This window comes from Roseateles sp. NT4, assembly GCF_051857475.1.
Classification (GTDB): domain Bacteria; phylum Pseudomonadota; class Gammaproteobacteria; order Burkholderiales; family Burkholderiaceae_C; genus Pelomonas.
In genome coordinates this window covers 617,684-640,237 of sequence record NZ_JBPZGZ010000002.1, presented here as the reverse complement: position 1 = coordinate 640,237, position 22,554 = coordinate 617,684, and the positions used below count along the sequence as shown (strand labels likewise).

18 protein-coding genes are annotated in these 22,554 nt (G+C 63.3%); 9 read left to right on the top strand and 9 right to left on the bottom strand.

The window, feature by feature from the left end:
• Positions 1-33 precede the first annotated feature (33 nt).
• From ACS5PN_RS12530 to ACS5PN_RS12505, 6 genes are all read left to right on the top strand, one after another.
• Positions 34-2,346, top strand: a complete 2,313-nt coding sequence (locus ACS5PN_RS12530) for a TonB-dependent receptor (protein WP_439464287.1) — start codon at positions 34-36, stop codon at positions 2,344-2,346.
• 26 nt (positions 2,347-2,372) lie between these two features.
• On the top strand, positions 2,373-4,070 hold the full coding sequence (locus ACS5PN_RS12525) for a DUF885 domain-containing protein (RefSeq protein ID WP_439464286.1): 1,698 nt from the start codon (positions 2,373-2,375) through the stop codon (positions 4,068-4,070).
• A 4-nt stretch (positions 4,071-4,074) separates the two neighbouring features.
• Positions 4,075-5,592: a M81 family metallopeptidase gene (locus ACS5PN_RS12520; protein ID WP_439464285.1), complete on the top strand. Its 1,518-nt coding sequence runs from the start codon at positions 4,075-4,077 to the stop codon at positions 5,590-5,592.
• A 63-nt stretch (positions 5,593-5,655) separates the two neighbouring features.
• Positions 5,656-8,397 (top strand): LuxR C-terminal-related transcriptional regulator, encoded by a 2,742-nt coding sequence (locus ACS5PN_RS12515; RefSeq protein ID WP_439464284.1) that lies wholly within the window; start codon positions 5,656-5,658, stop codon positions 8,395-8,397.
• Between the two features lie 414 nt (positions 8,398-8,811).
• Positions 8,812-10,434 (top strand): alpha-amylase, encoded by a 1,623-nt coding sequence (locus tag ACS5PN_RS12510; protein WP_439464283.1) that lies wholly within the window; start codon positions 8,812-8,814, stop codon positions 10,432-10,434.
• A 198-nt stretch (positions 10,435-10,632) separates the two neighbouring features.
• Positions 10,633-11,790 (top strand): GGDEF domain-containing protein, encoded by a 1,158-nt coding sequence (locus ACS5PN_RS12505; RefSeq protein ID WP_439464282.1) that lies wholly within the window; start codon positions 10,633-10,635, stop codon positions 11,788-11,790.
• A gap of 444 nt (positions 11,791-12,234) precedes the next feature.
• On the opposite strand, the gene ACS5PN_RS12500 is transcribed toward ACS5PN_RS12505, so the two are convergent.
• From ACS5PN_RS12500 to ACS5PN_RS12475, 6 genes are all read right to left on the bottom strand, one after another.
• On the bottom strand, positions 12,235-12,669 hold the full coding sequence (locus ACS5PN_RS12500; RefSeq protein WP_439464281.1) for a hypothetical protein: 435 nt from the start codon (positions 12,667-12,669) through the stop codon (positions 12,235-12,237).
• Positions 12,666-14,597 carry an integrase gene (locus ACS5PN_RS12495; protein ID WP_439464280.1) on the bottom strand — a complete coding sequence of 644 codons (1,932 nt, stop codon included), beginning with the start codon at positions 14,595-14,597 and terminating at the stop codon, positions 12,666-12,668. Before ACS5PN_RS12495 ends, ACS5PN_RS12500 begins: the two co-directional genes overlap by 4 nt.
• A 56-nt stretch (positions 14,598-14,653) precedes the next feature.
• Positions 14,654-16,213: a site-specific integrase gene (locus ACS5PN_RS12490; protein ID WP_439464279.1), complete on the bottom strand. Its 1,560-nt coding sequence runs from the start codon at positions 16,211-16,213 to the stop codon at positions 14,654-14,656.
• Positions 16,200-17,486, bottom strand: a complete 1,287-nt coding sequence (locus ACS5PN_RS12485) for a tyrosine-type recombinase/integrase (protein ID WP_439464278.1) — start codon at positions 17,484-17,486, stop codon at positions 16,200-16,202. Before ACS5PN_RS12485 ends, ACS5PN_RS12490 begins: the two co-directional genes overlap by 14 nt.
• Positions 17,487-17,718: 232 nt before the next feature.
• Complete coding sequence (locus ACS5PN_RS12480; RefSeq protein ID WP_439464277.1) at positions 17,719-17,841, bottom strand: hypothetical protein; 123 nt, start codon at positions 17,839-17,841, stop codon at positions 17,719-17,721.
• Positions 17,838-18,371 (bottom strand): hypothetical protein, encoded by a 534-nt coding sequence (locus tag ACS5PN_RS12475; protein WP_439464276.1) that lies wholly within the window; start codon positions 18,369-18,371, stop codon positions 17,838-17,840. The genes ACS5PN_RS12480 and ACS5PN_RS12475 overlap by 4 nt, the downstream gene beginning before the upstream one ends.
• A gap of 76 nt (positions 18,372-18,447) precedes the next feature.
• Here ACS5PN_RS12475 and ACS5PN_RS12470 point away from each other — a divergent pair, with 76 nt between their 5' ends.
• Both ACS5PN_RS12470 and ACS5PN_RS12465 read left to right on the top strand, forming a co-directional pair.
• Positions 18,448-18,831: a helix-turn-helix domain-containing protein gene (locus ACS5PN_RS12470; protein WP_439464275.1), complete on the top strand. Its 384-nt coding sequence runs from the start codon at positions 18,448-18,450 to the stop codon at positions 18,829-18,831.
• Between the two features lie 70 nt (positions 18,832-18,901).
• A complete protein-coding gene (locus ACS5PN_RS12465) occupies positions 18,902-19,198 on the top strand; it encodes a helix-turn-helix domain-containing protein (RefSeq protein WP_439464274.1) in 297 nt (98 codons plus the stop codon).
• A 273-nt stretch (positions 19,199-19,471) separates the two neighbouring features.
• Here the strand turns inward: ACS5PN_RS12465 and ACS5PN_RS12460 are convergent, their stop codons facing one another.
• From ACS5PN_RS12460 to ACS5PN_RS12450, 3 genes are read right to left on the bottom strand one after another with little or no spacing between them, the layout of a single operon-like run.
• Positions 19,472-19,930: a DUF6527 family protein gene (locus ACS5PN_RS12460; RefSeq protein WP_439464273.1), complete on the bottom strand. Its 459-nt coding sequence runs from the start codon at positions 19,928-19,930 to the stop codon at positions 19,472-19,474.
• On the bottom strand, positions 19,927-21,117 hold the full coding sequence (locus ACS5PN_RS12455) for a ThiF family adenylyltransferase (protein WP_439464272.1): 1,191 nt from the start codon (positions 21,115-21,117) through the stop codon (positions 19,927-19,929). Before ACS5PN_RS12455 ends, ACS5PN_RS12460 begins: the two co-directional genes overlap by 4 nt.
• Complete coding sequence (locus ACS5PN_RS12450; RefSeq protein WP_439464271.1) at positions 21,092-21,841, bottom strand: multiubiquitin domain-containing protein; 750 nt, start codon at positions 21,839-21,841, stop codon at positions 21,092-21,094. The genes ACS5PN_RS12455 and ACS5PN_RS12450 overlap by 26 nt, the downstream gene beginning before the upstream one ends.
• Before the next feature lie 296 nt (positions 21,842-22,137).
• Here ACS5PN_RS12450 and ACS5PN_RS12445 point away from each other — a divergent pair, with 296 nt between their 5' ends.
• The gene (locus tag ACS5PN_RS12445; protein ID WP_439464270.1) at positions 22,138-22,521 is read left to right on the top strand and encodes a helix-turn-helix domain-containing protein; all 384 of its coding nucleotides are present in this window, start codon (positions 22,138-22,140) and stop codon (positions 22,519-22,521) included.
• The last annotated feature ends 33 nt before the right edge of the window (positions 22,522-22,554 follow it).

Here is a 22,554-nt window from a genome sequence, read left to right as displayed (position 1 = left end):
TCCGAATCGTCCACCACCCACGGAGATCCTCTCATGATCGATGTCGACTCGCGCCGCTCCCTGAAGTTTCGTTCGACGGGCGATCAAGCGCCCAGGATGCGGCTGCTGCCGTTGCTGATCGCCGCCGCATGCGGTGCGGTTGCCATCGGCGCTCGAGCGCAGAACGCGCCTGCCAACGCGGGCGAATCGAGTGCGGCGCCAGCACCGGGGCGCGCTGCCAGCGCGGCGGCGGCTGCTGCAGACAAGACGGAAACCTTGGAGACCGTGGTCGTCTCGGTCACGCGTCGCCGCGAGGTGATCCGCGAGGTACCGATCCAGGTCGACGTGCTCTCTGCGCGCAGGCTGGAAGATTCGGGAGCGACCGCCCTGCCCGACTACATGGCCAACCAGGCCGGCGTCAACGTGAACACCGGCCTGGTGATCGGCAACGCGACGGTCTCCATTCGCGGCGTCGGGACCGGGCCCGAGACTTCGCCCACCGTCGGCACCTACATCGACGACGTGTCCTTCGGCTCCAGCAGCTCCTACGGCGCTGGCGGCGTGATGAGCCTGGACATGGCGCTCATGGATCTGAAGCACATCGAGGTCCTGCGCGGCCCGCAGGGCACCTTGTATGGCGCCGGCGCGATGGGCGGCATGCTGAAGTACATCACCAACCAGCCGGACACCGAGGAGTTCAGCGGCAACGTCCGCGCTGGCGTCAGCTTCACCCGGAAGGGAAGCCAGAGCAACACCGTGGGCGGCGTCGTCAACGTCCCGCTGTCGGCAGGCGTCGCGGGCCTGCGCGTCTCGCTCTTCAGGGACGAGACTGGCGGCTTTGTCGACAGCGCGGGCCCCCTCCTCGCCAAGGATGTGGACAAGCGCACCGCACGCGGCGGGCGCGTGTCATTGCTTCTGACGCCAATCGCCGACTTGAGCGTGAAGCTGAGCGCCACCAAGCAGGACACGGACGTCGCTGGCAAGCCTCTGACCCAGTTGGACTTGAGCACCAAGAAGTTCAAGTTCGACGATGTCACGGGGTCGCTCGCCGTGCGCGAGCCCAGCAAGACCAAGGTCGAACTGCTTGCGGCCGAGATCGAGTACGACTTGCGCTGGGCAAAATTCGCCTCGATCACTTCTTCCCAGAAATCCAGCCTGGACCAGCGATTCGACGCCACGCTGACCTACGGTCCGCTGCTGGCTGCCGCGGCGGGGCTGACGGTTGAAGCGGTGCCCCTGGACACCTTCGTGGACGTGCGAAAGAAGACGCAGGAGTTTCGCCTGACCTCCCAAAGCAAGGGCGATTTCCTGTGGCTCGCCGGTGTGTTCTACACCGACGAGACGGCAGACAACGGTCAAGAGGTTGTCGCCACCTTGCCCGGTGGTGCTCCGTTCCCACTGTTCACCTCGTCGATTCCGAGCAAGTACACCGAGAAGGCCGTCTATGGTGACGTCACCTGGCGGATCCTGCCGACACTGTCGGCCACCGTCGGCGCCCGGTTGTCCCGCAACAACCAGACCTTCACCCAGAACACCAGCGGCCTGCTCGCCGGCGGCACGACGTCCCGCACGAACGACTCCGAGGAAACGAGCCGGACCTATCTGGCGACGGTGAGCTATGCACTCGACCCGAGGAGCAATGTCTACTTCCGCGCCGCCAGCGGCTATCGGCCCGGCGGGCCGAACGTCGCGCTGCCGGGCGTGCCCGACACGTTCTCGCACGATACGCTGGTGAGCTACGAGGCGGGCTACAAGGCAGACCTCCTCGACAAGCGCCTGTCCCTCCAAACGGCGCTGTACAACATCCGCTGGAACGACATTCAGCAGTTCTGCGTCGACATGACGCTCGGCATCAGCTATATCTGCAACGCCGGCAAGGCCAACATCAAGGGCGCGGAGCTGTCCGCCAACTACCGGCCCGACAACTCGCTGGAGCTGAGCACATCGCTTTCCTACAACAACGGCAAGCTGACCGCCGTCGAGGCCGGCTTGCTCAAGCCGGGCGTGCCGCTCCCTCGACTGCCGAATTCCGCGCGCTTCTCCGGGTCCGTGGGTGTCACCTACAAGTTCAACTTCGGCGGAAACGCGACGTCGGTAGGCCTGGCCCACCGGTATGTGGGTGAGCGCGACTCCAACTTCGAGGGCGGCCTTGTGGTCCCGAACTACAAGTTGCCTGCTTACTCCCTGACCGATGTCCAGGCCGGCATCGCACTGGGCCAGTTCCAGTTGACGGCCTATGTGCGCAACCTCTTCGACAAGCGCGCCCAGCTCGGCGCCGACACCAGCCCGGCGTCCAAGGGCGGCCCGGCCGGCCTGGCGATCGCGAGGCCCCGGACCATCGGGTTCACGGTGAGTTCGTCCTTCTGAATGCGGCGCCTGCGCTTCCAGCAATGATGTCTGAAGAGCTCGCCCTCGGTGCCGCCGTCCGCCTCGTTTCGGAAGCGTGGGACATCTTCCGGGACTGCGCCTTCGTGCAAATGCAGCAAGGCGGGCGGCTCCAGCAGCTGCCCGACCTGTCGGAAGAGGCGGCCCGCGCAGTATCCGCAAGGGCGCAAGCCATCACCGCTCAGATCGATGCCATCGACGCCTGGGCGCTGCCGCATGCCGTCGGCGTGCCGCTGCGCCAGGCGCGGTATGCGATGGAGGTGCGCCGGCATGCCGGCGCCTGGTACCCCACGGTCTTCGACCCCAGCGGTGTCGGCTTCTTCGGGCTGTTCGCCCCCAGCGCCTACTGCGGCGGATTCGCGCTGCAGTTCCTCTTCGACGGCCTGTCACGCCAGCAGTTTGCAGACCGTGGCGATCTCGACCGCTACCTGGCGGCCCTGCATGACCTGACGGCCTGCGTGGAGCGCATGGCCGAGCGCACGGCCGCGCAGGAGGCCGCTGGCATGCGCATTCCCAAGCCTCAGCTGCCTGCGGCGCGCGCCATCATCGCGGGCTTCAAGGGGCGGCTGATGACGCTGGTTCCCGATGGCGGGGAACGGTTCGCGAGCCTGCTCTCGAGCCATGAGGCGTCCTTTCGAGCCGCCGCGCGCCAGCGGGTGGCGGACACGCTCGAACCCGCCTTCGATCGATGGGCGGCCATCCTCGACCCGGCTTATGAGGACAAGGCCCCCGAGGGCGTCGGGATGTCCCAATACGAGGGCGGCGCGGAGATCTATCGCGAGCTCGTCCGGCTCCACACCACCCTGGATCTCGACCCTAGGGAGATCCACGAAACAGGCCTGGAGCGCCTCGCGCAGATCCAGCAGAGGATGACGGAGATCCGGTCCGAATCCGGCCTGGCGAACCACAAGGACTACATCGAGCTGCTGCGCAAGGACGCCCGCTTCAACGCGTCGACCCCGGAGGCTGTCGGCGAAGTCTTCCAGCGCTACATCAACCGCGTCAACAGCGCCTATCCATCTGCGTTCAGCACGCCGCTCGGAGCGGGATACGGTGCGAGCCGCCTGCCGAAGTCGCTCGAAAGCAGCATGACCTTCGGCTACTACTCGCCCGCCAGGCCCGGGCAGCCGATGGGGCAATACCTGTTCAACGGCGGCCACCTGACCCAGGTCCCCTTGCATACCTTGGCGGCGTTGACCTATCACGAGCTGGTGCCGGGGCATCACCTCCACATCGCTTCGCAGTACGGCAACGAGGCGCTTCTGCCGATCAGCCGCAACGCCTTCTGCAACGCCTACAACGAGGGGTGGGCCGAATATGCGGCCAACCTCGCGGGCGAGCTCGGGCTCTATGCCACACCCGAAGAGCAATATGGGCGATGCGTCCTCGACGCCTTCCTGACCTGCCGGCTGGTCGTCGATACCGGGATGAATGCCCTGGGCTGGTCGCTCGACCGGGCCCGGCAGTTCATGCGTGAGAACAGCTTCATGTCGGAGGCAGAGATCTGCAGCGAGACCTTGCGGTACTCATGTGACATCCCTGCGCAGGCGCTGGCCTACAAGCTGGGCGACACAGAGCTGATGCGCGCACGGGAAACGGCGCGCGCCAGGCTGGGCGATCGCTTCGACCTGCGCGACTTCCACGCCCGCGTCCTGGCCTTCGGTGCCATGCCCTTGCCCGACCTCCACCAGTATCTGAACGGTTGATCTGATGCGCTCCATGCCGGCCAGCTCACCCCTGCGCGTCTTCGTCGGCGCGCTGGCGCACGAGACCAACACGTTCTCGCCGCTACCGACCAGCAGGCGCAGCTTCTCCGAGGCCATCTTTCATCGAGGCGGCGACGAAGCGACGCTTTCGAAAGCGACGACCCTGCCGGGCTATGGGGAGATGCTCGAACTCTGCGCGCAGGCAGGCGACCACGCCACCGCCGGACTGTGTGCCTGGGCGCAACCCGGCGGGCCGCTGCCCCACCATGAGTACGAGCGCCTGCGCGACGAGCTGCTGGAAGAGATTGAGCGGGCCGGTCCGCTGGACTTCATCGTGCTCGTCCTGCACGGGGCGATGGTCTCCAGCGAATGCTGGGACTGCGAAGGTGACCTCCTGCTGCGGCTGCGCGAACGCGTGGGCGACACGCCGGTCGGCGCCCTGCTCGACCTGCACGGCAACCTGACCGAAGACATGACAGAAAGCGGCGCGCTGCTCATCGCCTGCAAGGAGTACCCGCACACCGACTTCCGCGATCGCGCGCACGAACTGCGCGGGCTGCTCGCCCAAGTGGCGCGCGGCGGGCGCCCCATGCCTCGGCCCGTGATGCAGCCTGTCCCGATGCTCGCGCTGATGGGCACCACCGAAGAACCCATGAAGGACTTCGTCCTGCAATTGAAGCGGAGCGAAGGCACGCCGGGATTGGACTCCGTCTCGGCCATGCATGGCTTCCCATGGTCCGACACGCCGCACTCGCGGGCGGCGCTCCTGGCCTGGTACGACCCACGCGAGGAGAGTGCCGAGGAAGCCGCGCGGTCGACTGTCGCAACGCTGGCTCGCCGGATGTACGCGATCGGCATTCAAACGCAAGGGATGCGATTGCCACTGCAGGAAGCGGTGGCGCGGGCACTGTCCCAGGTCTCGCCGAACAGCGGCCGACCCGTCGTGCTCGCCGACGGCTCTGACAACCCGGGTGGCGGCGCCGCCAGTGACAGCACCTTCGTGCTGCGCGAACTGCTGCGGCAGGGCGTGAGCCATGCCGCCCTGGGCATGATCTGGGATCCGCAGGCGGCGCTCGTCGCGGCCGATGCGGGCGTCGGTACCAGGCTGGCGCTGCGCATTGGCGGCAAGGTGGGCCCGCTGTCGGGCGATCCGGTCGACCTCGACGTGGAGGTGATCTGCGTGAGAAACGACGCCGCGCAGCGCGGCCTGTCCGGTGGGAAAGAGCCGCTGGGCCTGTCGGTGACGGTCCGTACACTTGGCATCGACATCGTCATCAACTCGATTCGCCAGCAAGTCTTCTCGCCGGATTGCTTCACCGAGATGGGCGTCGATCTGTCAACGAAGAGCCTGGTGGTGGTGAAGTCGACGCAGCACTTCCGGATGGGCTTCGATCCCATCGCCTCGACGGTCGTCTATTGCGACGCGCCCGGGTCGCTTCATGGCGACCTCCAGAAACTTCCGTTCCGTCACCTGCAACGCCCCATCTGGCCGTTAGATACAGCAGCAACGCCATCTCCGTGAATCCGCGTCGGGCGGTCGCCGGTGCATGATCCCGGGCTCGTCATTCACCGGGACATACCGTCCATGGCCGCATCGACCTTGCCGGAATCGGTGGCGAACACGTCGCGTTTGCTGGAAGGCATGCGGGCCTGGCGATTGCCCCTGACGAAGCTGATCCCACCCCTGCACCTTGCGCGTGATCTGCAGCATGCCGAGGTGCTGGAACGCTTGAAGGCGCATCGCGGTCACTGCCTGGTGCAGGCGCCGACTGGCTACGGCAAGACCGCATTGGCTGCAGCCCTTATTTCGGGAATACCGGGACACGTCCGGCACGGCTGGCTGTCGCTGGAAGCCGGCGACGACTCGGAGGACCGCTTCAGCCTGGCACTGGCTGCCGCATTCGCCAGCGCCCATCCTGCAAGCGCAGCGTGGATCGAAAGCGCCTTCACTGCCCATCCGACCCGTTCCCTTGGCGACGCGGTCACCGCCATCGTCAACGAAGCCACCCTGGTGCGCGTGGAGATGCTGCTGGTGCTCGACGACTGCCACACGATCGGGCAAGGCGCCCTCCATCAGGCCATGGCGCAGCTCCTGCTTCGCGCTCCGCGGAACCTGCGCCTGCTGATCCTGTCTCGGTCTCGATGGCCCATGCCGCTGGCATCGCTGCAACTCAAGGGCGATGTGCTGATGCTTCAGGCGGAAGACCTTGCCCTGAGCCAGCAGGAGTGCGTGCGCCGCCTCACTCGGGCGCACCCGCGGCTCGCCCACGACAAGGCCGGCGCGTTGGCGCAAGGCATTGACGGCTGGCCGCTTGCGACTGAACGCCTCGCCATGTTGCTGAAGGCTGCCGCTGATCGCTCGCCCGACCCGGCCGCTGACCTGCCAGCCTGGGACGAGACCTTGGATGCCTACCTTCGCGAACAGGTGGTCGACTCGCTGCCTGAACAATTGCGCCGCTTCCTGCTGCGGACCTCGCTGCTGTCGAGCTTCGACTTGGAGACCTGCAAAGCCCTTGCGGGAGGATTCGACGCCACCGCCTTGCTGAACGAGGCCTTGCAGAGGCAGTTGTTCCTCGTGCCCCATGAGCAGCGGCCGACCCACTACCGCTATCGCCGGTTCTTCGAGGCATGCCTGCGCCGGATCGCCGAACGGGAATGCGCAGGGGAGTTGATCGAGCTGCACCGCAGGGCAGCGCAGCACTGGCTGTCCCATCACGAACTGGCCATGGCGATGGACCATGCCGTACGAGCCGGCGACAAGGATCTCATGATCAGGTCCGTGGAGCGCCTTGATGAGCGCTCGGGCTACAGCATGCTCTGGGAATCGCTGGGCCGGGTGGTCGCGCAGCTGGACGACGACACCATCTGCTCGCACCGCACCCTGCTGGTCCACGCCTGCCGCTATTGGCTGTCGAAGGATAGCGACAAGCTGCTGGCGCTGCTCGATCGAACGTCCCTCTCGGGGCAACACAGCGCCTCGGCAGGGACTCCTGCGCAGCCTGTCGACGCCATCCTGGCCCTGTACCGCGCCAAGGTCGCATTCGGGCGCGAACAAGGCATCTCGGAAGGCATTGCCTGCGCGGAGTTCGCCTTGCAAGCCCTCCCGGGAAGCGATCTCCAAGGGCGCTGCGAGGCTCATCTGCTGCTCGCCGAGGCCAAGGCCCTCAGTGGTGCGACGCAGGCGTCGCTCGCGCATTGGGCCCATGCCGAAGAACTGTCCTTACGAGCCGGGTCCCCGTCCCAGGTCATCTGGTCCCGCCATCAACAGGCGGCCCTGGCGATGAGCATGGGCAACTTTGCAAAGGCCGTTGTCCTGCAGGACTCCGCCATCCTGCATGCAACGAAACACGGCGATCGCACGGGACACTCGATGTGGTGCCTCTACCGCGCGCGTGCCGAAGCCGCCTGGGAGCACTTCAATCTGGAAGACGTGACGCGCTTCGCCGAAGAAGCGCGGACCGCGTACAGCTATTGCGACTACGAGGGCGGCGTTCCGGTCATGATCCTGCTTGCACGGACGGCGCTGTTGTTGGGGCGGCCCGCTGCGGCGGAAGAGCGGCTTGCAAAAGCACAGCAGCTGCTGTGTGCCTATGGCCAGCACAGCCATGTCACCTCCTACCAGGACCTGGTGCTGGCTGAACACGCGCTGCGATTCGGCAAGCCGGCGATGCTGGCGCAACTGGAAGCCCGACTGAAACTGCCGACGCGCTTCGATCATGAGATCGCTCATCGGCAGGGCCGCGCGATGGCCCTCTGCCAGATCGGCACCGGCCGCATCCGCAGCGCCGCCCACCTGCTCGAGCGCATGAACGAGGAGAGCAGCGACGGATTGCTGACTGAGCAATGGCGGAACGACATCTGGCTGGCGGTCTGCCTGCAGAGGCTCGGCCAGGGCGCCGCGGCGAAGATGGTGTGGCGGGAATGCCTGACGTTTGCCGGGCAGCGCCAGCTCGTCGGCAGCCTCCTCATGGCCGCGCCCTGTGCAGAGCCTCTGCTGAAACCGGCCGTGGCCCCAGGGCCCACCGAGGCGCGCCTGAACCGGCGCTTGCGCGAGTTGAGCCGCAGCGGGCGGGAAGATCCCCAGACCCAGGACACCGAGGTTCCCGCCCCGCTGCTTGCGCGCGGCTTGACGACCCGCGACTGGCGGGTGTTCAAGCAACTGCTGACCGGTGCATCGAATGAAGAGATTTCGAACCGCCTGCACCTGGCGGTCGGCACGGTGAAAAACACGGTCACCACGATCTTTCGCAAGCTGGACGTGGCCGACCGCGAGGCGGCGCGTCAGCTGGGCAAAGCCTTGCTCGGCACGTCCGTGCCCAAGCGCTAGCCGGTGCGGCCGCCAGACGCGGTCAAAAAAAACCGGCCTCGCTGTTTCGAGCGAATGGGCCGGCGCAAAGAGGCTCATGCGTACCTCTCGGAGGACAGGGATCCACGGGCACTCGCGCAAGTGCCGTCGATCCTCGGCGACCAGTTTCTCTCTGCGCGAGTCACGACAGGGTCACGACTGGATGTGACGTGGCCAGGCCCGGAGGCCGCGCGCGACGTACCCCCTCGGGGAAAGGCCGAGCGCGAGGCACCTTCCCGGTTCACTCGTGCTGTAACAGTGACCTTGGTGTGACTCCGCAAGCTGAAGCAACGCACCAAACTTGGCGCGTCGATGGCATCGACGGCTCTGGATTCGGTCGTGATGCCACCGACCTCATCGTCCAGAAAACGTCAAACAGCACCAGCGAGACAAACGATGCCCAGCACGACTTTCAGCAGCGCTCCGCGCGCATTTCCCCGCAGAACCCGGCTCACGCTAGCGATGGGTCTGGTTCTTTTGTGCGCGAGCGCAAAGGCCTACACCAACGGCACGATGCTGCAGTACTTCGACTGGGACACCTCGTCCGATGGCCAGCAGTGGAACCGCATCAAGGCGGCTGCACCCACGTTGGCGAGCAAAGGCATCACCGCCTTCTGGCTGCCCCCCGCCTACAAGGGCGCATACGGCAGCACCGACGTCGGCTACGGCGTGTACGACCTGTTCGATCTCGGGGAGTTCAACCAGAAGGGCAGCGTTCGAACCAAGTACGGAACGAGGGCCGAGTACATCGCTGCCATCGACGCCATCCATGCGGCAGGTGCGCAGGCCTACGCCGACATCGTGTTGAACCACAAAATGGGCGGCGACGCCACCGAGTCGATCAAGGCGGTGCGCGTCGATCCAGCCAACCGCAATACAGAGCTCCCTCCAGATGTGAGCATCACCGCCTGGACGAGCTTCGCCTTTGCCGGGCGCAAGCAAGCCGACGGCACCCTGAAGTACAACAACTTTCAATGGCACTGGAATCACTTCAACGGCATTGACTACGCGCAGAACCTCGCGCCCGATGGCTGCGCCAGCGGCGTGAATTGCCGGATCTACAAATTCCGCGGAACCAACGGCTGGAACAGCAACGTCTCGACCGAATACGGTAACTACGACTATCTGCTGGGCGCGAACATCGACTTTGCCAACACGACAGTGAGATCCCACCTGAAGGATTGGGGTGTCTGGTACACCAACACGGCCAAACTGGACGGCTTTCGCATCGACGCGGCCAAGCACATCAGCTCCGACTTCTTTAACGAGTGGCTGTACCACGTCCGCAGCATGACGGCCAAGCCCAATGCCTTTGCCGTGGCCGAATACCTGACCTGGGACGTCACCGAACTGAACAACTTCGTGAACGCGGTGAACGACAACGCCAACAACAAGATGTCGGCGTTCGACGTGCCGCTGCACTTCAAGTTCTACGACGCTGCCAGCGGCAAAGGCAGCTATGACATGCGCAACCTCCTGCCGAGCACCTTGACGGCTCTGCAACCGCTGCGGTCGGTGACCTTTGTCGACAACCATGACACCTTGACGGGCCGCGGCTACGCGTCGCAGGTGGCGGACTGGTTCAAGCCCCAGGCCTACTCGTTCATCCTGCTCCGCAGCGGCGGTTACCCTGCGGTGTTCATCGGTGACTACGAAGGCGTGTCTGGCAAGGTGGTCAGCCACGCCTGGGTCATCGATCAGATGCTGAAGGCGCGCAAGTTCCACGCCTACGGCACGCAGTACGACTACTTCGACAACGCCGATGTCGTGGGCTGGACGCGCGTCGGCGACAGCGAACACCGCTACGGTGTGGCCGTCCTCATGAATGACAACCAGACCACGCAGGGCTCCAAGAGAATGTTCGTGGGCACTGCGCACGCCAACCAGTGCTTCTACGACGTCACCAACGCCACCACGACGCAGGTGTGCGCAGACGCCAGTGGCTATGCCACCTTCATCGCGCCGGCCGCCAAGGCGACGGTGTGGGTTCGCGTTGGCAAGTTCGGCCTGAATACCTGAACCCTTCCGGGGCTCGCAGCGAGCCCCGCTTCGGTCAACTGCCGGAGGTGAGATGGCCACGCGTGAAGGATTCAACAATCGCGTTGAGGGCCTTCCCGCCGGCCGTGACAAAAGCGGTTGAACCGCGGCGACCGACCTGCCGGCCTCACTGTTTCTACTGGCCTCTGGATATCATGCAATCGCGTCCGAGGGCCAGCCATGCTTACCGAGATTCAGGAAGCTTTTCTCTCCATATGGCTGTGCCCACTGGTGATGGCGTGCTGTTTGTCTGTGGGCGTGGGTTTCGCCGCAGGGGGAATGGTCTTTTGGAATCGCGCCATCCTTTGGCAGGTCGCGGCTTGGCCGTTCTTGTTCGTCATCAAGGACCCGCAATTACTCGCGTTGCTGACGCTGCCGAGCATTGTGCTGATTGCCTTGAGTGCGCGGTCAATGGTCCTGACGATTGACCATTACCTGAAGGAAAAAACCAGCCGGCTGGCGCTGTACTTTCCGTTTGCGGCGGCGGTATTGCCTGCTTTCATGCTGTTCACCGACGTGCTGGAGCGGCTCGCCGCCGCCCATCTGGTGTTCGGCCTGCAGGCACTTTGGATCGCCATGCGCCTGTTGCCGCGCACGGCGGTCTTGTCGGGACGCAGGTGGCGTTGGCTGGGGAGCTTGGCCTTCGCAACGACCGGTGTCTTTCTGCTCATTCCCGCGGTGTTGGTGCTGACCGACCGGCCTTTCTCAATGACGCTGGCATTCCAAGGCTGGAATGTGCTGACCATCATCGGCACCGTGGCCATTTTGCTGGCGCATCGCGACGAGGCAGAACAGGAATTGAAACGGCTGGCCACGCGCGATATCTTGACGGGTTTGTTGAACCGGCATGCCATCTTCGAGGCGGCGCATCAGAAACTCCGCGAAATCAAGCGCCAATGGAGCCCGTTGACGCTGATGCTGTTGGACCTCGACCATTTCAAGCAAATCAACGATCAACACGGTCACCCCATGGGTGACAACGTGCTGCGCCTGATTGGCGAGGTGCTGCACGACCGGTTGCGGCCCGGGGATTTTGTGGGGCGGTACGGCGGCGAGGAGTTTCTGCTGCTGATTGCGGGAGATGCGCATGCGGCCTCACTGGTCGACAAGCGCCTGCGCGAAGGCCTGGTTTCCAAGAACCCCGGCTATCCATTCAAGATCGATTTCAGCGCTGGCGCGGTGTCGCTGCCGCCCGGTCCGCCCGTGGAGCTCGATGAGTTGGTCAAGCGAGCCGATACGGCCCTCTACCGCGCGAAGGCCGAAGGCCGCGGCCGGCTGGTGATGGCCACCGAGGGCCCGCCCGGCGGCTCGACCTTCACGGCGCTGCGGCCGGCTTGAACATCAGGCGAAGCGGTCGCCGTCGAAGTCGACCTTGTTATGTGTTCGTCCTGCGCCAGCACCCGGCGGCGATCCTTGGACGAGCAGCGTCGCTATTAGGTGGAGAGGTTGTAGACGGCCACGCTCGCAGCTGGTGCCTCTGCCACGTGACGATTGGTGCGCGCGTCCGACAGGGGCGATTCGCCACTGCTAAGTTGAAATGTCCGTGCAGGAGTTGTCTGCCGAATCGGTTGTTTGGCGACCGATTTGTTGTCGCTCGACCGCTTGGGAGTTCGAGGCGGCTCGCCGTCGCGGACCTTTGCTTACGCTGCAGACCTGACTACCGATCCGTTCGCACGCCCTCGCAGAAGCCGGTGCTCATGGGCACTGGATCGCTCGTTCGCGGCAATGAACAGCACGCTCGCGTCCACTGGAGTACGTAGGAGGTCCAATTTGCGGCCGGGTTCAGCGGGCCTTTTTGGACCGCTCTCGATTGGGCAGGGCGAGGGGAGCATTGAGCTTGGCGACTGTGACGCCATGCCGCTCGGCGTTCACTGCCCATGTCTTGAACTGCTCCAGAAGCAACTCGTTCTCGCGCTCCAGCCGGTCCGCCTTCGCCTTGAAACGCTCTGCCTTGTCCAGCGCAGCCAGGATCTGCCCGTCTCGCGGCGTTCGAGGCCCTCTGGCTAGCGTGCCGCTGAGCTTCTTCTTCTTGAGCGCGAAGGAGTTGGCGATTCCTGGGTAGTCAGCGAACGTGAACCGCGAGTACTCGAAGCCAGTGAGCCGGAGTACCTCGGCGATCAGAAGGTCCCATGTGAGCTTTCCTGTCCAACCGTCCAACAGGTCGACCACGATGGAGATGGTGGCCTCCGTCAAATCTGGCGCGCGCTGCTTCCTCATCGCGGCAGGAGCTTGATGGGGTGAACGCCATCGGCAAGACGAACCTGTGGCGGCGATCCCTTGGCCAGGCGAATGCGAGCGCCAACGGGGACGGCCGGGTTCTCAAGGACCGACAGGAGCTCCCCAATTCGGCCCAGCGTCTTGACGTAGTGCGTGACCCACTTGTCTGCGCCGTATTCCTCGTCGGTCAGGGCCGCCCTGGCGCGCGCAAGGGCCTGCTCGGCCTCAGAACGCGATCTGCGCAGGTTTTCCTCCTTGTGCTGCTCGCCCTTCACGCACTCCTGCTCGTCGCAGTTCACGCAGTCGCGATGCATCTGGCAAGGCTCTGCCGCGAAGTCGAGCATGCAGTATCCGAACTCAGTCGTATGGGAGGCAGGCTTGCCCAGCGCCAGCAGTTCCGACCGGGTATACAGCTCCCGGCCCTTCGAGAGGACCAGCTCGGCGCGGTACCCACCTGCGGTGGCCTTAATGATCGGCGCCAAGACTTGGTCAGAGGTCAGGTGGTCGTACGCCCGGTTCTGGCGCACGTCCTTGCGGCCAGAGAAGATGGCGATTTCGGTGTCGGACAGCCCGCCCAATTGGGCCAACGTGTTCAAGTAGTGCCTGAACGCGTGGCTGGTGACGCGCATTGGCGACCCGTCATCCTCCGTGTACCCGTACCGATCGAAGATCGAGGACCGATGCTCCTGTGAGCCGAGCCGTACGTACAGATCGTCCTGGGTGACCAGCTGGAACATGCAGGTGTAGGGCGACTTGCCAGCATGGAGCTCCGTCATCAGGCAAAGCGCAAGCGACGCGCGGCACTCGAGGCCAGGGGCGCCAGGCACCTCTGGGAACGTCTCTGGAAGCAGGCTGAGAACGGCTGACTCAACGTCAGCAAACCGGTACAGGAACTTCCTCCCTACCGTGCGGGCAGGGCTTAACCCATGCCCCTTGATCCATACCGTCGCGCTGGTTCGGCTGCCCGACGGCCCCCAAAGGATCAGACCGACCTCCTCGGCAGAGACCAGCTCCACGCCCCTCAGGTGAGCTGCATCCTCGTTCAGGAACAAACGCCGTGGATTCTTCATGTACCAGTCTGCGATCGCGCGGGCCGGCGCGGAGGTCTTCTCCAGGCGAGCGATCACCTCCCTGGCGAGGGGTGCCATGTGCGATGGCAGCCACTTGGTCGTGTCATCGGAGAGCTTGGAGCCCGGCCACCGAATGCCGAGCTTGCCTTGGTACCTGCCCTCCCCATCAACCAGGCACCGAACCTCGAGCCGCATCACCTCGTTGACACGTTCTGGTGCACACAGCATCAGGGCGCAGTAGGAGGAGACGAGGTCGTCGGCGACGCCCTGAGCGTCGTTGAAGATCCCCGCGACCGCTCGAATGACGGCTGCCGACGGCAGTTTTTCCTGGCGCGCGGTCAGGGCCTCCTCCGAGATGCGGGAGTTGGTTTCCGCAGGCTTCTTGAGCCCGTGCTCCCAGCGGCCGCGGAGCTTGATGACGCCGAGCTCTTGCATGGTCTCTGCCAACAGCTCCAACTGGCCAGCAGCTCGATATGCAACGCTGGGGGACACGGATTCCCGGGCGATCTGCACGGCAGTGTCAAGTACCAGCGCGTCCGTCCCCGTGGGCCGTGCATCCTGCCCTTTGCGCCGCAAGGCTGCTTCCAGGTACCGTAGCGCCGACAACCGGACCTGCTGAGAGACGACAGGGCGACGATCCTGGAGGTAGGTCAGGATTGCTTTGGCAAACGACAAGAAGGGCTCTGGCAAAGCCGGCGTGGGGCTTGGCTTCGCCTCGCAGGCGGCCTCATGGGTGCTGAAGACGATGCGCGTTTTGTTGCCTTTCCCCTTTCGGTAGGCACTCTCCCAAATGTTTCGGTCGAATTGATTTGTCGCCGCCAGGATGGCGGACCTGCGGCAAGTCTCGACGAACGACATCATGTTGTCGTGAGCTGAGAGCTCGCCGCGAGGCGTGAAGTGGAGAACCGGGGTTGTCATGCCGTCATCCCGCCATGCCGCTGCTGACGGGCCTGCTCACACTCGGCGATGACCTCCCTGACGGCCGTAATGGCGTCGTCGTTCACACCGGCCATCCGTTCGTCGGCGCAGCGGTCCCGCTCAGCCAGAAGGCGATCTAGCGATTCCTGATGGGGTCCGTCCACCCAGGGCTCGAACCGGAAGCACGTATAGCAGGCAACGGGCTTAGCCAATCCGCAACCGGAGCCCTTGCCGCAGCTTCCAAGTGGATCGGCAGAGATGCGGAAATCGATGATCCGCGACCCTGGCGCCCCTCCTTGCGACGCCTGATGTTCCCCCCCTATGGTGCGGCCGCAGAAAGCCTGGGCGATGGGAGCAAGGCCCGCCGCCATGGCGCGGTCGATGTTCTCTACGATCGCCGGCGACGCCTCAAAGTACACATCGACGTTCTGGAGGTCAGCATGGCCCAGTCGGTCGGCGATGACCGCCTTGCTCGAGCCTTCTTCGGCCATTCGTGTGCCGAAGGTGTACCTGAAGCGCCTCGGGTATATCGAGATTGGCGCGAAGCCCGTACGGTCGGATGTGGGTGCAAAGTTTCGGATGCGTGCCACGAAGAAGCTGCTCAAGCCACGCCCCGTGGGATGGTTGAAGAACAGGTCACCGACGGGTCTCCGAGTATCTTCTTCCCCATCAAGCCGGACCTCGCTGAGAGGGAACAGGGCCGAGTCCGGCGTACAGCCCAGGTCTTCGATTAGGGCTTTGATGTGATCGGCCAGCAACTCCGCTGCTCGACCCGAGAGGTCGAATTCCAAGAATTCTGAGCGCGCGTGCACGCGGCCTTTCTTGATCTGGGGCAGCGCAATCTTGGCAGGAATCAACCGTTCAGGGGACGAGTAGGCTGGCGTGAAGTCACAGATCTTCAGCGACGCCAGCTGCGATGGGCGCCCACCACAGGCTGCAAGAAGGCGGACCATGACGTTGACCCAGAGGGGAATGTCGCCCACCTCATAGGCGGCGGTCACTGCCCGGAAGATGGCCCGGAATTCACTGTCGGTGAACGGGCCTTGATCAGGGTCGCGAGTCCTTACGGCGACTCCCTTAACGCTCCCTGGCTTGCGCAGGTGACGCAAGTAGTCAGCGCAAGCTTGGTCAACGCCTGGCAGGTCCAGCGCCCTCCACTTTTGAAGCAGAGGGTTCAGGCCTGAGACACGCCAGGTCGATGAAGTCCCTCTGAGCGATGCGACGTACATGCCCATCTCAATGGGAGTGATGGTGGCGCCGACAGCCGGCAAGGCCGGGTTCGCTCTAGCAAAATGCATGAACGACCAGAACAGGGCCGAGATGGTGCCTGGCGAGTAGCCCTTGGCGTACACCATCAGGGTGGATTTCAGCGCATAGACGAACTGAGCGAAGTTGGCAGGCAGGGCGCCAAAGTCAATCAGCAGGTGGAACGGCCCGTCGACCCAGTCCCAAACTGGCAAGCGAGGGTCGTAGGTCCGCCCGCTTTTCGTTATCGCTTCCTTGGGAAGCCCCGACAGTAGAAGCTCGTACGCGCTCTTTTGATCAGGACCGGCCATCAAGGGTTTTGTCCAGCTTTTCTTGAATGCTCAGCGCCACGGCCCGACCCTTTCGCTCGGTGTGCCGGCGCGTGTAGGTCGCCACCATGAGCGATCCGTCGACCCAGCCCTGGTGTTCGGCCCGCGCCCGTTCCTCCTCGACAGGGGCCATACCAGTCTTGTCGGCGTACTCGGTGAAGCGGTCGTTCCAGGTGTGGCGCAGCACGTGAGCCGTGAGGTCACGCGGTAGCTCAGGGCAAGCCCGGCGTATGGCCACGAAGATCTGGTTTGCGCTTGATAACGAGAGGGCGTCACCCTCGTCGGACGTGAAGATCTGGGGAATGCGCCGGGCAGCCTTGATGCTTCGCCGTTCGGTACGGATGAATTCCTCCAGGGCGCGGCAGATGTTGGGCCCGAGCGGAACCTCCCGATCTGCCGTCTTCGTGTTCGGCTGGTACCTGCGGGAGTCCTCAGGGTCATCGGCCCGTCGCAAGACCTGCAGCTTCGCGTTGTGCGCCAACAAGTCCTGGACCTTCAGGCCGAGCATTTCCCCTTTGCGCATTCCACCGGCGAGCAGGGTGATCACGATCATCTGGTTCCTGGCGCGGACAAAAGGCGTCGACCAGGGGTTCATGGGCGAGCTGGGGTCGATCACCTTCAGCAGCAAGGCTTCCTGATCCTCGGTGAGACCCTTGCGCGCGCCAACCTTGGACCGGCCACTGACTCGTGGCACCTGCGCCTGAAGGACGTTCAGGCCTCGCCGGGTTTCAGCGTCGAGGATCGCAGCCTGCTCCTCTGGCAGGCAGGCTTGCGCGTAGTCCGAAACGAACTTGAGGTAGTCGCGTGCGGTCCGAAGGCGAAAGGCATGCGTGCCGCCGCTGACGGGCGTACGAGGTTTAGCTTTCACCGTCGCGCGGAACCGAAGCTTCTCAATGTTCACGACGCGCTTTGCCTTGGCTTCGTCAACTTCGTCCAGTTGCCGCTTCTTGTACTGCGCCGCCTCTGCGAACGCATTCAGATCGGGCAGCGATAGGAAGTGGCCGGCGCTGAGCCTCTCCCAGATGTCCACCTCGCGCCGCTGCATGTGGTTGTGTAGGCCGGCCAGGACATCACAGACATCGTGGATGGTGTTCGCAGCCAAGCCGCGCGTTCGATAACGATTCAGGAACAGGACGGCGATGTGCACCGGCATTCCAGCGCGCAGGAGTACGGACAAGCGCTCGCCGTTGCGGAAGCGGATGCGCTTGGCTACGTACCTTTCAGTCTTCGAAGAATGCGGCGCGGTAGTTCCCATGCTGGACGCGTGGTTCGAGTCAGTGGCATCACTTTGCTGAAGTGCACTGCCAATCCATAAGGAACTATTTGCAGTTCACCTACGCGCTCGCTTGCCGTCGATGCGCGTGCCCATGGTAGGTATTTGCCGGGAAAAAGCCACATTGCATGAGTAGTGGTTGTAAATAGCCCATTAGGTGTTGATTGCATCCATCCAGGTCGAAATGTGCCGAGCGCGCGAGACCTGAGCTGACCTAGGCAGGCAACTGCACCAGGCGCCAGCAGTTCACTTCCATGCGAGGCTGCTCGTCGACCGGCGGCGCGTCGCGCTCATTGGCCAGCACAACCCCCACGGCGCCCACTTTCGTGCTGCTCATGTGGTCTTCTTTCCGGTACGTGCCGTGCGACGTGAGCGCCGGGCCGCATCGCGGCTCCGGCCAGGTGCCTTTGGGTTGACCCGCAGCAGCAATTCCATCTCGACGGCGTCGACGTGCTCCGGGATCAACCCGCAGTCGAACTTCTCGCCGGCGGTGTCGGCCAGCACGACGTGCTTGCCACTGGACGAGCTATAGAGCCAGACCTCGCGAATCTCGCGCGACCACCACTGGCCGGTGGGTGACTGCCACGCCGGCATCATGCAGACGATGCCCTTCACGCGCGCGGGATCAAGGCCGCGCAGCACGTCTGTCAGGTCGTACTCCCAGGCGATACACAGCGTGCGCGTGATGCTGAGGTCGGGCTCATTCTGGTCCACGATCTCCACTGAAAGTAGGAACCAGGGTGCATGGAGGGTCAGCTCCACCATACGCCAGTGCTGAACACCTGGGTCTTCAAGCGCTGCCGGGATAGGGAACTGGTACTGCGGATGCGATACGAACATTGGTTGCGGTGCGGTGGCGACGGGCATACGGCTACCGTCTGAGGTTTAAATAACTCAGCGTTATTTTGCGTGGCTGAAGCATCTGCGCCAAGCAATGGGGCCCATGGGCGAGTCCATCGCCGGGGAAAAAATGCGCTTACCGAATACGGCACGACATGAGCTAGGGTCCGGTGCTGAAATCACCATGGCCAAGACTCTTCACACCCGTCACAACGAGATATTCCTGGAGAAGCTTCAGCTTGCGCGCCTCGGAAAGCGCCTCCGCCAAGCCGACCTGGCCGACCGGTTGGGTCGAGATCAGGCGCTGGTCAGCAAGGTGGAGAGCGGCGAACGCAGGCTCGACGTCATCGAGCTTCGCGATTGGCTGCTCGCACTGGAAATCGACTTCATCAAATTTCTCAGTGAGCTGCACGCCGAGCTGGGGCCACATGGCATGTCCCAGCTGCGCGTGCTGCGCGGAAAGACTTCCGACAGCCCGCCGTCCTGATGCATTTACCGATGAATTTGAGTTATGTATAACGTGGCTTAGATAGCTCCATTCTTGGAGCCTTGGGCGGATGCCTATCCGCCCCAAGAATGCTCCCAAACCCGGTCGCCCCAAGGGCTACAGCAGTCTCGACGAGGGCATTGCCAAGGTCTTCGGGAAGACGGCAAAGGCGTGGCGACTGAACGCCGGTATGTCCCAAGAAGCGCTGGCCCTGGAAACCGGCATCGAGCGCTCCTATATCAGCCGGCTTGAGCGGGGATTGAGCCAGCCAACGCTGCTTGCGCTGCTCAAGCTGGCCAAGGGCCTCGGGTGCGAGTCATGGGAACTGCTCGGTCCAGTGGAAAAAGTCTTCAAGCGTCGTCGCTAGCCGTCACGGTCCGCCACTTTGGACCGCCTGGTGCGGAACCAGATGACGGAGCCTGCTGCGCCAAACCCGACGAGCAGCCCAGTGGGCGCGACCTCGTCGGCGTCCATGCCCGGCAGCGCCTGCCATCAATCCACCCACGATCATGGCCCAGACGGCCGCCGCGACGTAGGTCCGTTGCGCATTGATCCAAGGTTCCTGGGCCCGATGGCTCATGATTGCCCGCCAACGCTCGACGCAAAAGGCAACGCTCTACGCACCAGGCCTCCAGGTTGCTTATCGAAACAGCCCCTTGAGCCAACTCCACCTAGACGCAGACGTTCCAGTAGAACCGACTCCCTGGGGTGGCAAGTCGCTTTCCGTCTCGTCGGCATTGCGCTGTGCGCCGGTTTTCGTAGCGTAGTGTGCGTCTTTGGAAGCGCGATCACGTAGCCTGCCGCGCTGGACCGCCGCATCGGACATATCGGCGGCCCACTGGACCCTGCCGCCTCGAATGAAGTAGTGCGATCGGCAGGGGAACGACCAGTTGCCGATGGATGGATCCAAAGACACGTTCTCACCATCAAAAATCAGCTTCCAGTCCGTCGGTGACAGTGGCGTCACCACCTCCTTCTTGCATCCGCATGCACATCGGTGGGCGGCTACTGCATACGGCATGGAGACGTAGAGGACGCCTTCTTCTAGGTTGTCAGGCAGGTACTCCACGAACTGAGGCGAGAACTGGCGCTGCTTCATCGCCCAGTCTCGCTGTTGACCATCATGTTCAGGCTACTCGTGAAGGTGCAATCGTGGTCGCCGCTATCGTCCAGGTAGTAGCCGGAGAACCGCTTCCAGCGAAGCACGGCAAGCACCGCATTCATGGCGTTCAGTTCAGCAACCTGAATGTTGCTGCGATAGAGGTCATCGCCTTCGCGATCCGCCATGGAAACCCGTGCCGCAAGGTGACCGCGCATGCCCGGCGTGCTGGCCGTCACTCGGCAAGTGCCCCATAGCTGGCCGGAACCTTCGACGACCTGGATATCCATGCCGACGTCGATGAAAGGCACATCTGTTGAGCTGAGGTACTCAAGGATGGTTTTTCTTGCGGCCCCGCTATCAACGCAGACAAACACAAAGCTGAACTGAGCCAGTTCTGCAACGTTTGTCTCCGTGACATACACATCGTGCCCGACGATCCCTCGGCGCAACGGCGCGTACCGTTCTGCTAGGTACTCGACCTTCGACAAGCCTCGCTCAAGATCCGAGCGCGACGCGGCGCCTGGCGCGCGGAATGCGTTGTGCTGCCGGAACTTGTCGCCGTCAAAAAGGTGAATCTCCGCGACATGGGTTTTGGCGACGAGATCCAGGATGTACGCGCCGGTGCCCCCAAGACCCACGATGGCAATCTTTTGGGACCGCAGTTGCTGCGCGATCAACTGAATACCGGCTCGGCTCGATGCGGTGTCCTCGTACTCGAAGACCGATTCCGTCTCGATAGAGTCCACCAGCTTGAACGTCCTCGGGTCGCAGTCCGGGTGCCGGGCGCGTGCTTGGTGCCACATGACGTTGATGTAGCTGGTCATCTTCTCGAAGTAGTCTGCAAACCCACCAGATCGAGGTTTGTTAGAGAACGAGAAGTTGGGGGCCAGACCTTCGGCCCATTGGTATGGGCCAACACCGTGCTCCAGCGCGGTGATCCTGCTCCCATCTGCGTTGTGCGGATAGGAGCCGATGAAATAGGCGACGTGAGTCCCTGGTGCGGCGGTTTGGGTCGGCGATGCGAGGGTCAACTCGCTCGCCAAAGTGCCCAGGTTCAGATTTCCTTCAGCGTCCAGGTAGGGCACCGCATGAACAAGCAGGTAGCTTGATCGAACTTCAACCTCGTACCCAGCGTCACGTAGCCGCTTGAGATCCGGACTACGACTTATCAGTAACCGTGACATAGAACGTCATCCCATCTTTGATCCAGACTTGCTGCCCGTCGACCATCGAGCCCTCCGGGTTCCGGTGTGGGCCGCGGGCGTAGGTGATCGAATACACGGTGTTCGGCGCTGCGACCGCCTCCGGGAACGCCAGCTTCACTACGTCCCAATAGGTCAGGACTCGCTTGTGCACTTCGCGCGGTCGCGCGTTGACGATCACGCGAATCGAGATCGGCTTGATCACGAACCGCTCAACCCCCGGCGCAGTGAGATCAACGAAGTCCTCGTCGCCCACGACGTGGTCGCCGCCGGATGGCAATACTTGCCAGACGTCGTGCGTGAATGCCTTGGCGCCGATGAGCCGTTTGATTGTTCCCCCGGTGATCCGGCTGGCACCCCAATCGAGAGTCCTGTCGTCAACCAAGATGCGGAAGATTCTGTCGCTGCGAAAGATCACGAAGCGCTCAGCACCTGCCGATCGGAGATCGACGCTTTCATCCGGACGGAGACTTTCCAGTTGCCCTCCTTGCAAGACCTGGAAGGCAACATGCTCGACAGGATTCCCGACACCGGCCGCCGCCAGGATCTGGGCGCCCGTCACGGTGGCTGACCGTACGACCGCAGCTCTGTAGTTGAGCGTCTCATCGCCGATCAGGATGCCGTAGGGGCCATCGCTCTTGATCCCACGGCCACTAGCGATCGCGGCCGCGACATCCTCAATACCTTCTTCAAACTCGTGTTGCATGTGCTACCTCTTTCGCCCGATCCATCGCCCTGCGGCCCAACTGCCCAAGCCGGTCGTCAGCGGCCGGCAACTTCAATGTAGGATCAAGTGCTAAGAATGTCAAGCATGCTGCGTGTCCGCTGCCAAAAAAACTTCCTGGCGACCTTTCCCACCAATAGGAAGCTCTTGAAGACCGAACACGATCTGATGTCTGACGGTCATCTTGCGTGGCGTTTTCCCATGATGTTGACGTCAACGTCGCTTAGCACTTTGCCATACCGCTTGATAAACTTAGCAGCCTGCCCCATACTTGCGGCATGGCCGAATCGAAAGACAGCATCGCTCGCGCGTCGAGCCTCTTGGGTACCCATCTTGCGGCGGTCCGCAAGGATCGGGGGTACTCCCTTCGGCACGTTGAGGACCTGACCAAGAAGGCCGTCTCTAACGCCTACCTGAGCCAGGTGGAGAGCGGCAAGATTCAGCAGCCGTCCCCAAACATCCTTCATGCACTCGCGGCGGCCTACAAGATCAACTACGAGCAGTTGATGGAGATGGCGGGCTACATCTACGGCAAGAAGCGAGGCAGCAACGCCTCGAAACCCAGCATGTTGGCTGAGCTGAATCTGACGCCGGAAGAGGAAGTGGAACTGCTGGAGTACCTCCAGTTCAGGCGCGCACAGAAAGAGAAGTCCAGCAAATAATCATCGCAGTCTTGCGGTTAGAGGAGGAGAAGA